Source organism: Photobacterium andalusiense (genome assembly GCF_900185625.1).
Taxonomy (GTDB): Bacteria; Pseudomonadota; Gammaproteobacteria; order Enterobacterales; family Vibrionaceae; genus Photobacterium; species Photobacterium aquimaris.
This window is the reverse complement of the sequence record NZ_FYAJ01000006.1, coordinates 53,285-66,020: the sequence shown is the minus strand read 5'-3', so window position 1 is coordinate 66,020 and position 12,736 is coordinate 53,285. Positions and strand designations below refer to the sequence as shown.

The following is a 12,736-nucleotide window of genomic DNA, read 5'->3' as shown; positions in this document are numbered from 1 at the left end:
CACAATGCTGTTTGCTCGCCAATGGGTGAGCAAACAGCTAGCTTCAGTTATGGCACTAACCACGCCGAATAACGACTACGGCTTAATAACCAACTAGTTACTAACGCCAAACTAGCAGCAATTACGGTCCATACTGGAATCGCAATTAAAGGGTTAGCAAAATAAAGATCATACTCTCGCAGTGGCCACAAAAAAATCGGATGAATCAAATACACGCCAAGACTATATTTACTCAACCATGCTAATTTATTGCGCGTCGATAAGCGTAATTTGTCACTCGCCCAACGACACAATAAGAAAACAGTCGCCGCAACCAATGCCGTATTCAAGGTTTTATACGACATCCAGCGTCCCATCTTATATTCATTGGCCGCAAAACTATGGCTAATAACATTATAATCGGTCGCCACTAGTGCAATCACAGCTAACGGTAATAACACCATCAAACTTGGCCAACGATATTGATACAGGCAGTAACCTAACAATAAATAGCCGCTATAAAGTAAGTAGGTTTCACTCCATAAGCCATCGATATAAAACAGGTATAAACCCGTGATCACTAACCATACCATGATCACCCCTTTCACTTGCCCTGGCTCTGCTTTTTGGACCCACCATTGAATGATTGGAATCAGTAGATAAAGAGGAATGAAATAATAGAAAAAACCAAGATGGTAATAGGTTTCGTGAGTGGGCATTTTTTTCAGTATCGACCAACTAACGCTGCTATCAAAACCACTCGTCGTTAGACCTGAAAATAACGCGTAAAAAACTGACCATACTAAAAATGGCACTAAAACTTTACCTAGACGGCGCTTAATATAATAGACAGGCTCAAAAGGACGCTGATCACTGAGCATTAATGCGCCCGTAATCATGATAAAGACAGGTACAGCCCAGCGACTGAGGCTATTAATGGTGATGGCACTGATCCATTGCCAATCGGGTAATTGACCGATCTGATCTCGATAGGGGCCAAGAACATGAATCACCACCACAGCTAGCGCTGCAACCACTCGCAGTAAATCCACAAACCAGACTTTATTTCTCACCAACACCTCCCGATAGACAAAAGCAGAGCCATAATCGTTTAGGGCTCTGCTTTGAATATAGCAGTCGGCGCATAACAAGTATCTATATCACCAATAAAACAGCAATCATTCATTGGTTAGTTATATTGTTATGATATTGATATAACGACTTATGGCTGTTGACGCGTTGCTGCTAATACGATTTCACGAATACACAAGTTTTGTGGTTGGTTATAAGCATAGCTGATCGCATTGGCGATATCTTGTGGTGCAATCACACCGCCCATACCTTGTTTCCACTCTTCGTAACCCGCTTTAATTGCATCACTACTGGTGTGAGTCAATAGTTCAGTTTCTACTGCACCTGGAGCAATAGTAATAAAACGCACGTTATCATCTGCCACTTCTTCGCGAATGTTTTCAGTGATTGCATGCACAGCAAACTTAGTACCACAATAAGCAGCATGGTTAGGGAATGTTTTACGACCCGCTATTGAGCTGATATTAATTACTGTACCACTCTTACGCGCTTTCATTTTCGCAAGCACAACATGAATACCATTCAACATTCCCATCACGTTAACGTTAAACATGGTTTGCCATTCAGCAGGATCCTGCTCATCAGCAAGGCCAAGCAACATCATACCAGCGTTATTGATCAAGCAATCGACAGGGCCAAATTGTTGTTCAGCTTCTGCAACGGCAGCCGCAATCGCTTGTACGTCAGTCACATCAACTTGACGGCATAATGTATTCGGTAGATTTAGTGCTTCCATTTGTTCAACACGGCGTGCCAATAGCAATAATGGGTAGCCTTCTGCTGATAATTTACGTGCTGTTGCTTCACCAATACCTGAGCTTGCACCGGTGATCACGACTAAAGATTTTGACATAGTTTTTTCCTCTAGAATAAACCGCACACTTGATGCAGTCAGCTAAGATGCTGTTGATGGCAATAACTATAGAACGAATTTTCATAACTGAAAAATATCAATTTCCTTGGCTTATCATCAAAAAAAACTATGGATAACTTGCTGTCGTCATAAGTTTCAACAATGTGGTAGGCTAATAAGGTCTTTTTTAAGTGAGTATCAGTTGATGGATTTACGCTTATTACGGTTCTTTATTGCGGTTTATGAAGAAAAAAACATTACCTTAGCCGCCGAACGCTGCTGTGTATCACAACCTTCTATATCTAGCGGCATCAAACAATTAGAACAAGAACTTGCCACCCAGCTGTTTATTCGCCACAAAAAAGGCGTCAATCTAACTAACGAGGCTCATTACTTATATCCATTAGCGATTCGATTGCTCAATGACGTTAACACGCTGCCACAACTATTTCAGCAACGTACAGAAAAATTACCACTAACTTTGGCTAACTTTGCTGATCTTAGCCAAACCCAATTAGCGGCAATATTTAAGCAGCTGCAACAGCAGATCCCAAATGTTTTATTAGAATTAGTTGATCACGATTGCCCTGCTGATGCACGTATTACACTTGATATGTTTAAAGCTGAAGATGAGATTTTTTTACCATTATGGGAAGAAGATTATGTATTGTGCATGTTACCCAACCACCCGTTAGCTAAGTTAACCAGCGTGTCACCACAACAGTTACACCAGCACGATTTTATTGAATGCCCACCTTGTGAGGCTCATCAACAAACAATTGGTTTATTAGCCTGTGATGGTTTGTCGGTTAATTTAGTAGCTAAAGCGGAACACAAAACCCAAGTAATGCATTTGGTTCAGGCTGGATTAGGGATCTCTTTTCTACCAACGGGAGTACTAGAAAGCGCCAATCAATTAGTGACTGTACCACTTGAAGGACCACGCATGTTCCGCCGCTTAGGATTATGCTACCCGGCAACTAAAACCCTCAATCCCGCTTTAGCGGCTTGCATTAAGGTCTTAAGTCAACATAACCCTTGCTAGCATTAATCAACGATTAAGTTTTGCCTATTACAACAATAAGAAAAATCGAATTTTTTATACGCGTAAACCTGTTTATGCTGCGGCCTTAGTTAACGGCGATTTAATAAATAGGTTATGTCATGAATACAGCTCAACACACTTCTCATGCATTGGTTGTCGAAGGCGGCGCTATGCGCGGTATTTTTGCCAGTGGTGTGCTGGATGCATTTTTAGAAAATAACTATTCGCCGTTTGACTTTGCAATTGGCGTTTCAGCAGGCGCAACCAATCTCATTGGCTATTTAAGTGGTAATTATGGCCGCAGTCATAAAATTATTACCCAATATTCACGTGACCCACAATTTATCAATTTTTCACGCTTTACCCATGGCGGTCACTTAACCGATATTGACTGGCTATGGCGTACAACTTCGCGTTATTTACCGCTTAATTTATTTCACTATGAACAACGTCAAATTCCGCTATATGCCACCACAACCAATTTAGAAACAGGTCAAGCTGAATACATCAAAGTCACTCGCAATAACATTACACCAGTAATGGAAGCGACCTGCGCTTTACCTGTTGCGTACCGCAATAACCCTACAGTTAATGGCATTGCAATGAGTGATGGTGGAATCGGTGATTCTATTCCTGTAATTGAGGCTTATCGTCGTGGCGCACGTAACATTACGGTTATTTTATCCAAGCCATTAGGATTTCATAAACACGACACCAAATTACCGTGGTTAATCAAATCAATGTTTCATGATCACCCTGCTTTTGCAACAGCAGTAATGACCCGTGCTCGTCGCTATAATGCTGCGCTTGATTTTATTAATAATCCGCCATCAGATTGCACTATTACCGTAATTGCACCGAATCAAAACTTTCAGGTTGGTCGCTTAACCCGCAATCTTAACAAATTAGAACAAGGTTATTTGCAAGGTAAGCAAGCTGGCCATCGAGTATGTGGCATCATCCCTTGCGAAGGTGAACATTGTGATCCCGAGTCATTAGTCGCCTGATCTATGCCACCACAATGTAATAGGTTAAAACTATCGTTGTAATAGATATTAACAGTTATACCTATTAATGGCTTTTATCTATACTCGCTACATCAAAACGGAATAGCTTTTCGTTTTTTACTTATTTATGAGGAATACATCATGGCTCACCAAACCAATTTAATCGGTATTGACAGTGATAAAGCCCAAGCGCTGGCCACTGACCTCAACCAATTATTAGCTAATTATCAAGTATTTTATATGAATAGTCGTGGCTATCATTGGAATATTAAAGGCCAACAATTTTTCGAATTACATTTAAAGTTTGAAGAGATTTATACTGATCTTCAACTCAAAGTTGATGAATTAGCTGAGCGTATTTTAACTTTAGGCTACACACCGAATCATAGCTTTAGTTGCTATTTAGCAACAACTGAGATCAAAGAACATCAAAACATTAGTGATGGCTTACAAGCTGTGCAAGGTTTAGTAAATGGTTTTAGTATCTTACTTGGCCAACAGCGTCGAATTCTTATTGCTGCTGGCGATGCGAATGACGAAGGTACAGCGGCATTGATGGGTGATTATATTCGCGAACAAGAAAAATTATTGTGGATGCTTAACGCTTATTTACAGTAATAACAGATACCCAGTCAGTGAGTTAGTCATCCACTGATTAAAATATACTTATGTGATGTGAGTATATTTATTAAAGGCGACCCGCCTGACTATAGCAATACATTATATGGTTCTTTTGGGGTCTTTATGGCCCCGTTTTTTATGAAGGTGGATTATTAATTTGCACGCACTTTTCCGCCCATGCTACTGCTTGTAAATAACTCTGCTGTACTTGTTGTTCTGATATTCCTAATCGGCAACATTCAATCGTTACCTGCTGCCAATCTGCTTTATCAAAGGCATCAACTAAGTTTAATACCTGCCCAAGTTGCCCCTCTCGATATAATAATGCCATTTGAATATTAGGCTGTAACTTTAACAGTTCTAACAGTTCAGCTAACGAACTGTCTAATAACGCATCTAATAATGAAAACATTCCAGCTAAAAATGCCTGTTGCGGTGGTAATGTCAACGCACTGCAATCAACCAACTTTTCACACATTTTTGCTCGCTGTAACGATAATGCATATAAAGCTTTAGGTTTATCAAGTGCCGCATGTGCAGTTGCCACTACACCAACAAACATTCGCAGTTTTTCTTCACCTAAATACACTAACGCCTGATGAAATGAACTGATCGGCTTAATTAATCTACGGTTGGTTTGATTGACATAACGCAGCAATAAATAAGACAGTGATACGTCACTACTAATAATATTTTCAATCTCAGCAAAATTAACCGGTTCACTACTAATCGCTTGTAATAATTGAATAGTGGTTAACTCAGATGCTGCCACTTTACGTCGTTTAACAAGCTCAGGACGGCTAAAGTAGTAACCTTGAAAAAGGTCAAACCCCGCATGAAGCGAGGCTTGAAAATCGGTATAGGTTTCAACTTTTTCAGCTAAAAACTTTACTTTCATATGACGATTATTACGCACAAATTCACAGGCTTTTTCCAAGCCAAGCATTAGCAAATCAAGTTTAATAATATGAACATAACGAAAGAAACGCTGCCATCGAATATCATACTCAAAATCATCGAGCGCTATAATATAACCTTTTTGATGCAAATGCTTAATCGCTAAAAACAACTCATCATCTGGCGTACAGGTCTCCAAAATTTCAATCACCACTTTATTTTTTGGTAGCAAAAGAGGCATTAGAGTGACTAAACAATGTTGTGGGAAGTTAATAAAATTGCGTTGACCGCGATAAGCATAGTCATCACCAATAGCCATATAGTTTTCAACTACAAGCCGACAGGTTGCCTGATCAGCATCAATATTAGGAAAGGCATTATACTCACCATCACGAAATAACAGCTCATATCCAATCGTCTGTTGACAACGATTAAAAATAGGTTGGCGAGCAACATAAGAAAACATGCTAATAATACCTTTCGATAACAGTGATTAATGGTCTATTTCAATTGAAATAAATAACATCCGCTGATGTGAATCTTATGCACGTGCTAAGGCAAGTAACGCACCACAACCAATAAACATCGATCCAAAAATACGATTAAGACGTGTCATCACTGTTGCTGAGCGAATATAACCGGTAAAACGAGATGCTAAACAAACATAAAACAGCATTACTCCAGCATCAATGATTAGTGTCGTTGAACCTAAAATTAATAGCTGCGGTAATTGTGGTTGAGTGGTATCAATAAATTGTGGAAATAAAGCGACTAAAAATACAATCGTTTTAGGGTTAGTAAGGTTCACTAATACTGCACGTTGAAATAAGCACTTACTTGTAACTGCCTTATCAACATCCTCTAGCGCTAATGTACTATGTTCGCGCCACTTCTGAATACCTAGCCACACCAAATACCCGACGCCGATCCATTTAATCAATGTAAACGCCAACGCTGACTGCGCAACTAATGCGCCAAGCCCAACCCCCACCAATATAATGTGAACAGCCATACCTAATTGTAAGCCAACAATTGATGCTAAGGATTTACGCCAACCATATACCATACCATTACTGATCGAGTTAACGGTGCCAGATCCAGGTGCAAAACTAAAGACAATGGCAGCAACGACATAGGCAAGCCAGATCTCAATATTCATTTAATATTCCCTTACGATTCAAATACTCAAAGGATGTCGTTATACCCTGAAACCCAGCCACCAAGCAAATTATTGCTCGGTTACGCTACCCTCAATAAATAATGTATACTGGCAAAGATGATAATAAGCAACGAGATAGCTTATCCGTGCAAATATCATTAAAGACTTTGCCTCGTAGTTCACAACTTTCGGAAACATTATGACCCACTCAACCTTGCCTTTTTCACAAGAAGCTAGCTTCAACACTATGATGGCAGGTCCAATTTCTGCATTATGGCACCAGCGGCATCAAGGCACATTGCAAGGTGCTAACGATTGCCAACTGAGTTGGGTAAGTTTAACTCCGGGGCACAGTGATAAAGTCATCGTAGTTGTTAACGGTCGAATTGAGAGTTATTACAAATATCAGGAATTATTTTTTGATTTAATCAATCAGGGCTACCATATTTACGCACTTGATCATCGTGGTCAAGGAATGTCACAACGACTGATCGCTGATGCTGAAATGGGGTATATCGAACAATTTGATAATTATGTTGCCGACCTGCATCGCTTTATTACTGATATTGTAAAACCACAAGGCTATCAACATCATTATCTATTAGGTCATTCAATGGGGGGGACAATCAGTAGCCTACTCCTTGCCCGTTACTCGACTATTTTTGACCGTGCGGTATTAAGCGCACCAATGCATGGTATTCATCTTAAGCCAAGTTTACGATTTATTGCTGAGCCACTGGCTCGCCTGAACGATCATCTTCATCGCCAACCTACTTATGCGCCAGGACAATGCGGTTATTATCCAAAACCATTTGTTAATAATCCACTGACACACAGTGAAGTACGCTTTCAATGGGTTAAAGACCTTTATCAACAATACCCTCAAATTCGCTTAGGGGGAGCAAGTAATCGTTGGGTCTGGCAAAGCATTGCAGCCGCTCGTGCCAGTATTGACGAAGCACCCAACATCACCACTCCAACCTTGGTATTACAAGGCAGTGCTGATCATATTGTCGATAATCAAGCCCATGCTCGTTTTTGCCAACAAATACCGACTAAAAGCCGATTAGTCACCATTGCTGATGCCCGTCACGAATTATTATTTGAAAGTGATCAATATCGTAATATTGCTCTAACTGAAATTTGCAACCATTTTGCGACCTCATAAGGCGTAAATAACGCCAAAAAGACTACGTCATCACAAAAATAAAAGCGGAAAAACTTATTAGTTATATTAACCCCTTTTTATCTCTCATAGTGGTTTAATATAAGCGACTCACATTAGATCTTGTTATCTTACCTTTCGCTATATTTCTATTTATTGAGAGCTTTCATGTATCAAATTGTTGCTTCAGATTTAGATGGCACATTACTAAATCCCGACCATAAAATTGCGCCATTTACGCGTGATGTATTACAACGCCTTGCCCAGAAAAATATAAATTTCGTGTTTGCAACCGGTCGTCATCATATTGATGTTGCAGAGATACGTGAAAAACTAGCCATTCCCGCTTATATGATCACTTCCAATGGCGCACGCGTACATAACTGTCAGGGCGAGCTTGTTTTTCAACAAAATCTCAGTGCTGATGTTATTCGTGGTGTGATTAGCCTTGCTAAAGATGATCCGGCTTTACATATTCACATGTACCGTGGCGATCAATGGCTGCTCAATAATGACAATGAGCAATTAAAAGAATTCCACGATAGCTTTAGTTATCACTTATTTGATGTTAACAATCCACCGGTCGATGACGTAGCTAAAGTATTCTTTACCCGTGATGACGAAGATCATGAAGCTCTGGTGAAATGGGAACAAATTTTTAATGCACATTTTAGTGATAAGGCCAATATTGCCTTTTCTACACCATGGTGTCTTGAAGTGATGGATGCTGGCGTATCAAAAGGTCACGCACTTCAAGCGGTTGCAGAAGCACTAGGCTATAAATTGGCTGACTGTATCGCCTTTGGTGATGGTATGAATGACGCTGAAATGTTAGCAATGGCTGGTAAAGGGCTAGTTATGGGTACTTCACATGAGAAGGTCAAATTAGCTCTGCCAAATAATGAAGTGATCGGCTCAAATGCGGATGAAGCAGTCGCTCATTATTTAGAGCAACATCTACTAACACGCTAGTTTGAATACTGCTTTATTAAGCTAAATAACGCAAACAGTGACAGTCATAGCCTTCTATGTTGTCACTGTTTTTGATTAAAATTGCCCCGTCATCGCTAATATCTGTTGCCACTCAGCAGCCGTTACTGGCATTACACTCAATCGATTACCTCTTTTTACTAATGGCATTGCTGCTAATTCAGGTGTCTTTTTCATTCGAGCTAAACTGACTAAGCGTAAATGTTGTTGATATTCAATATCGACCATTACCCACGGTGAATTTTCAGTGGTCGCTTTTGGATCGTAATAAGCGCTTGTTGGCTCAAATTGAAAATGATCAGGGTAAGCCTCTTTCACCACCTTTGCGATACCAACCACACCAATATCTTTACAAGAAGAATGGTAAATCAGTACTTGATCGCCGCATTTAATCTCATCACGGAGCATATTTCGCGCTTGATAATTACGAACCCCTTCCCATGGTGAAACTTTTTGGTGTTTTAAAGTGTCTATTGAAAAGGTATCTGGTTCAGTTTTAAATAACCAATACGCCATTGATTTCCCCTAATTGTGCTAATTTCAATGTAGAAATTGAGCCTATCATAGAGAGTACATAATGACATACCCACGCTTATCACTTGCGCTATTATTAGCAGCAACCACCTTATCAGGCTGTGCTAGCTGGATTCCGTCTGCATTTAAAAGCGATCCTGCCGAATCACAATGGGTGGGGAATTATAAAAGTGATACCGAAATGGGACTAACCACACATCTTCACTTAAGTGCTGATCATGCTGCAACAACAACCTATACCTACACTAATGGTGATCCTGATTTATTAGAAACTGGTCATTGGCAAGCAATTAACCCAACCCGTGTTAAGGTTACTATGACCACTCACCAAGGACGCCCACTTAATAGCGAACGTATTTATAGTTACGATCCCCACAGTGAACAACTTAGCACTCAACAAGAAACCGTCGATGGTCAAACCTATCAACTCGGTGTCGAAGGGTTAATTCTACAGCGTCAATAATCGCTATTATGGTTCTCTATCGTGACTCAAAGGTGGCGTTATGCCACACTGCCACCTTTATCATTGATCACGAGAAAAAACATGGCTTGTCTGCGTTGCGGGTTTAAATTTAATTGTATTTGCGCTATCGAACCACAATTACAATCAGCCGCCGATTTTGTACTACTAACTCATGCTCGTGAATCTAGCAAAGATACCAATACTGGCATATTAATGACGCGTACGCTGCCCAGCTGCCGTGTCGAAATGTGGCATCGTACACAGCCACCGCAAGCATTATTGGATCAATTACAACACCCTGATTATCAAGCTTGGTTAGTATTTCCGAGTGACGAGCAACACTTAGCGACGCCGTTAACGCTACCAACAACCAATAACACCAAGCTATTGCTAATTATTATTGATGCTACCTGGCAAGAAGCACGTAAAATGGTACGTAAAAGTTCGTGGCTTAATCAATTACCCCGTATCGCATTAACTCCCCAAAATACATCATCTTATTCGCTGCGCCGTAACCAGAAACCCGGTCACCTTTGCACCTGTGAGGTCGGTATTGAATTATTAAAACAACTGCATCAACCCCAAGCAGCACAACAACTACAAGATTACTTTACTCATTTTATTGAGATCTATCATGCCGACAAAAGTGGTCACGCGAAATAAACTCACTAGTGCTTAAATCATGCTAATAGTTGTTTTTGTAATATCAGATTTACGGCTTTATTTTCTAAATAAAAAGGCTCAGATTAGCAATACTCAATTTTATACACTGTATTTTTAGCGAAGCTTATACCATGAAAACCAAAATCCTTGCCGTTGTTATCATCGCCTCAACTTTAGGCCTTGCCGGTTGTGCAGCTAACCCTTACGGCAATGCCTACAATGTAAATGATGCTCGTCAAATGCAACAAGTCTATTATGGTACCGTTGTACGCACCCAAGCGGTTACTCTAAACGGTAACGGTAATGGTATTGGTACATTAGCTGGCGGCGCGATTGGTGGTATTTTAGGTTCTGGTGTTGGTGGTGGTAAAGGTTCAGAAATCGCCTCAATTGGTGGTGCATTACTGGGTGGCTTCTTAGGTAATGAAGCTGGTAATCAAGCCACAAAGCGTAACGGGGTTAATCTGACCATTAAAATGGACAGCGGCCGTACCGTGTCTATTGTGCAACAAGTAAACCCGCAAGTAATGTTCCAAGCCGGCGAACGCGTTCAAGTTAATGAAAGTGCTGATGGCACTTCACGAGTAACACCTGCTTAATCATCTTTTCCATATCATTTTCTACCAAAAGGAGCTGCGGCTCCTTTTTTATTATTCAAATTTCTGCTTTTCAGCATGGCTGCTTAGCCGTCTATGCATCCATGTATGTATCATGTCACTGCGTCAGTAGGCTGTCAGAGCTGTTATCTATTGCCTTTATTACGGTTCTTTTCCATCTAAATAGCCATTATCTGCGCTTGTGTTGCATTTTTTTAAAAAAAACTTTTTTCAGCCTAAAACATGTAACATCATAATTAATGCATAACTATTTTATGCTTATAGCACTCACACCCTAATTTGTATAACAAATCTCATCTGGTGGTAATCACAACTTACTGTTATTAATCACAATTTAATTTATCACTATTATTATTTATTCATTCAATATTCATTTTGACGAAATTAAGCGATCGAATAACGATACTCGTTCTTCATTTACTCTCTAAATCTGCAACGTTTCTTTGCGGTTTTACGGTTTTTTTTTTATCAAAATAGCAGCATCATAGCACTCGTTAAATAACTAAACGGTGATGTAATTAAGTAATAATAACTAAGTAAATTTATCTTTAACTTATTTTTTTGGTTACGTAAGACAGTCAAAAAAATAATTTAATGGTGATTATTAGTTAGCATAATTTAATTAACATGACTTTATTTTCATTACGATAAATAAACTATACATATAGCGTTTATATCTTTCCTAATCACAGGTGAATATAATGTCATCGAATACTGACACTAAAAAAATGGGACTCGTTGGCTTAACTGTACTTGTTGCAGTTAACATGATGGGTTCTGGTATTATTATGCTACCAGCAAGCTTGGCGCAAGTTGGTGCAATTTCAATGTTATCTTGGATTGTAACTGCGTTAGGCGCAATGTGTATTGCTTACACGTTTGCTAAATGTGGTGCATTTTGTAAACGCTCTGGCGGTATGTCAGCTTACGCAGAAGAAGCACACGGAAAATCATCTTTCTTTATCTCTTCTTACACTTACTACGTGTGTTTGGTAATTAGCTGTGTTGCGATTGCTGTTTCAGCGTTAGGTTATATCAAACCATTTATGCCTTGGCTTGATACACCGATTCACACTTTCTTTGGTGTGGTTGCTATCCTAATCCTAACAATGGTAGCTAACTTTGGTGGTCCTAAGATCACAGGTCAAATCTCAGCATTTACTGTTTGGGGTATCATTATTCCTGTTGCTGGTCTGTCTATCATCGGTTGGTGGTGGTTCGATCCACAAACATTCATGAACGCATGGAACCCACACCACGATACTACAATGCACTCAGTATCTTCTGGTATCGCACTGACTTTATGGGCTTTCCTAGGTATTGAATCTGCGGGTGCTAACTCTGATGCTGTTGAAAACCCAGAGCGTAACGTACCACTTGCAGTACTATTTGGTACTGGTTTCGCAGCTGTTATCTACATTGCATCTACTGGTGTTATTCAAGGTATCATTCCTAACGCCGAGCTATCAGCATCAACTGCACCGTTTGGTCTAGTGTTCAGCCACATGTTTAACCCTATGGTAGGTAACATCGTTACTCTAGCAGCAGTTATCGCATGTATCGGTTCACTACTTGGCTGGCAGTTCACTAACGCACAGGTTTCTAAAGCGGCAGCAGATGAAGGTCTATTCCCTAAAATCTTTGCTAAAAC

14 protein-coding genes are annotated in these 12,736 nt (G+C 39.9%); 9 read left to right on the top strand and 5 right to left on the bottom strand.

Annotation, left to right across the window (positions count from 1 at the left end; genetic code table 11):
* Positions 1 to 47: 47 nt before the first annotated feature.
* Together PAND9192_RS14255 and PAND9192_RS14250 are read right to left on the bottom strand one after the other, a co-directional pair.
* Positions 48 to 1,052, bottom strand: a complete 1,005-nt coding sequence (locus PAND9192_RS14255; RefSeq protein ID WP_087854322.1) for an acyltransferase — start codon at positions 1,050 to 1,052, stop codon at positions 48 to 50.
* Positions 1,053 to 1,201: 149 nt separating this feature from the next.
* On the bottom strand, positions 1,202 to 1,924 hold the full coding sequence (locus tag PAND9192_RS14250; RefSeq protein ID WP_060997722.1) for an SDR family oxidoreductase: 723 nt from the start codon (positions 1,922 to 1,924) through the stop codon (positions 1,202 to 1,204).
* Between the two features lie 205 nt (positions 1,925 to 2,129).
* Here PAND9192_RS14250 and PAND9192_RS14245 point away from each other — a divergent pair, with 205 nt between their 5' ends.
* The 3 genes from PAND9192_RS14245 to PAND9192_RS14235 all read left to right on the top strand — a co-directional run bounded on the left by PAND9192_RS14245 (position 2,130) and on the right by PAND9192_RS14235 (position 4,594).
* Positions 2,130 to 2,969 carry a LysR family transcriptional regulator gene (locus tag PAND9192_RS14245; RefSeq protein WP_087854321.1) on the top strand — a complete coding sequence of 280 codons (840 nt, stop codon included), beginning with the start codon at positions 2,130 to 2,132 and terminating at the stop codon, positions 2,967 to 2,969.
* Positions 2,970 to 3,088: 119 nt separating this feature from the next.
* Positions 3,089 to 3,976 (top strand): patatin-like phospholipase family protein, encoded by an 888-nt coding sequence (locus PAND9192_RS14240; protein WP_087854320.1) that lies wholly within the window; start codon positions 3,089 to 3,091, stop codon positions 3,974 to 3,976.
* Between the two features lie 141 nt (positions 3,977 to 4,117).
* On the top strand, positions 4,118 to 4,594 hold the full coding sequence (locus tag PAND9192_RS14235; RefSeq protein ID WP_087854319.1) for a Dps family protein: 477 nt from the start codon (positions 4,118 to 4,120) through the stop codon (positions 4,592 to 4,594).
* A gap of 139 nt (positions 4,595 to 4,733) precedes the next feature.
* Here PAND9192_RS14235 and PAND9192_RS14230 read toward each other — a convergent pair whose 3' ends face one another.
* Positions 4,734 to 5,960, bottom strand: a complete 1,227-nt coding sequence (locus tag PAND9192_RS14230; RefSeq protein ID WP_087854318.1) for an EAL and HDOD domain-containing protein — start codon at positions 5,958 to 5,960, stop codon at positions 4,734 to 4,736.
* 75 nt (positions 5,961 to 6,035) lie between these two features.
* Positions 6,036 to 6,653 carry a homoserine/homoserine lactone efflux protein gene (rhtB, locus tag PAND9192_RS14225; RefSeq protein ID WP_087854317.1) on the bottom strand — a complete coding sequence of 206 codons (618 nt, stop codon included), beginning with the start codon at positions 6,651 to 6,653 and terminating at the stop codon, positions 6,036 to 6,038.
* Positions 6,654 to 6,852: 199 nt separating this feature from the next.
* Between rhtB and PAND9192_RS14220 the strand changes: the two genes are divergently transcribed.
* Both PAND9192_RS14220 and PAND9192_RS14215 read left to right on the top strand, forming a co-directional pair.
* Positions 6,853 to 7,821 carry an alpha/beta fold hydrolase gene (locus PAND9192_RS14220; RefSeq protein WP_234999154.1) on the top strand — a complete coding sequence of 323 codons (969 nt, stop codon included), beginning with the start codon at positions 6,853 to 6,855 and terminating at the stop codon, positions 7,819 to 7,821.
* A gap of 165 nt (positions 7,822 to 7,986) precedes the next feature.
* Positions 7,987 to 8,790 carry a Cof-type HAD-IIB family hydrolase gene (locus tag PAND9192_RS14215; RefSeq protein WP_087854316.1) on the top strand — a complete coding sequence of 268 codons (804 nt, stop codon included), beginning with the start codon at positions 7,987 to 7,989 and terminating at the stop codon, positions 8,788 to 8,790.
* 75 nt (positions 8,791 to 8,865) lie between these two features.
* Here the strand turns inward: PAND9192_RS14215 and PAND9192_RS14210 are convergent, their stop codons facing one another.
* Entirely contained in the window at positions 8,866 to 9,324 is a 459-nt protein-coding gene (locus tag PAND9192_RS14210) for an EVE domain-containing protein (RefSeq protein WP_087854315.1), read from the bottom strand.
* Between the two features lie 61 nt (positions 9,325 to 9,385).
* Here PAND9192_RS14210 and PAND9192_RS14205 point away from each other — a divergent pair, with 61 nt between their 5' ends.
* The 4 genes from PAND9192_RS14205 to potE all read left to right on the top strand — a co-directional run.
* On the top strand, positions 9,386 to 9,805 hold the full coding sequence (locus tag PAND9192_RS14205; RefSeq protein ID WP_087854314.1) for a COG3650 family protein: 420 nt from the start codon (positions 9,386 to 9,388) through the stop codon (positions 9,803 to 9,805).
* A gap of 81 nt (positions 9,806 to 9,886) precedes the next feature.
* Positions 9,887 to 10,468: a tRNA-uridine aminocarboxypropyltransferase gene (locus PAND9192_RS14200; RefSeq protein ID WP_087854313.1), complete on the top strand. Its 582-nt coding sequence runs from the start codon at positions 9,887 to 9,889 to the stop codon at positions 10,466 to 10,468.
* A 131-nt stretch (positions 10,469 to 10,599) separates the two neighbouring features.
* Positions 10,600 to 11,067 carry an outer membrane lipoprotein gene (locus PAND9192_RS14195; protein WP_065169217.1) on the top strand — a complete coding sequence of 156 codons (468 nt, stop codon included), beginning with the start codon at positions 10,600 to 10,602 and terminating at the stop codon, positions 11,065 to 11,067.
* A gap of 719 nt (positions 11,068 to 11,786) precedes the next feature.
* The coding region (gene potE / locus PAND9192_RS14190; protein ID WP_087854434.1) for a putrescine-ornithine antiporter at positions 11,787 to 12,736 on the top strand (950 nt) is incomplete at its 3' end.

Coding starts and splice junctions, on each gene's coding strand:
- PAND9192_RS14205 (WP_087854314.1), top strand. CDS start 9,386: ATGACATACCCACGCTTATCACTTGCGCTATTATTAGCAGCAACCACC.
- PAND9192_RS14230 (WP_087854318.1), bottom strand. CDS start 5,960: ATGTTTTCTTATGTTGCTCGCCAACCTATTTTTAATCGTTGTCAACAG.
- PAND9192_RS14235 (WP_087854319.1), top strand. CDS start 4,118: ATGGCTCACCAAACCAATTTAATCGGTATTGACAGTGATAAAGCCCAA.
- PAND9192_RS14210 (WP_087854315.1), bottom strand. CDS start 9,324: ATGGCGTATTGGTTATTTAAAACTGAACCAGATACCTTTTCAATAGAC.
- PAND9192_RS14200 (WP_087854313.1), top strand. CDS start 9,887: ATGGCTTGTCTGCGTTGCGGGTTTAAATTTAATTGTATTTGCGCTATC.
- PAND9192_RS14240 (WP_087854320.1), top strand. CDS start 3,089: ATGAATACAGCTCAACACACTTCTCATGCATTGGTTGTCGAAGGCGGC.
- PAND9192_RS14220 (WP_234999154.1), top strand. CDS start 6,853: ATGACCCACTCAACCTTGCCTTTTTCACAAGAAGCTAGCTTCAACACT.
- PAND9192_RS14250 (WP_060997722.1), bottom strand. CDS start 1,924: ATGTCAAAATCTTTAGTCGTGATCACCGGTGCAAGCTCAGGTATTGGT.
- rhtB (WP_087854317.1), bottom strand. CDS start 6,653: ATGAATATTGAGATCTGGCTTGCCTATGTCGTTGCTGCCATTGTCTTT.
- PAND9192_RS14245 (WP_087854321.1), top strand. CDS start 2,130: ATGGATTTACGCTTATTACGGTTCTTTATTGCGGTTTATGAAGAAAAA.
- PAND9192_RS14195 (WP_065169217.1), top strand. CDS start 10,600: ATGAAAACCAAAATCCTTGCCGTTGTTATCATCGCCTCAACTTTAGGC.
- PAND9192_RS14215 (WP_087854316.1), top strand. CDS start 7,987: ATGTATCAAATTGTTGCTTCAGATTTAGATGGCACATTACTAAATCCC.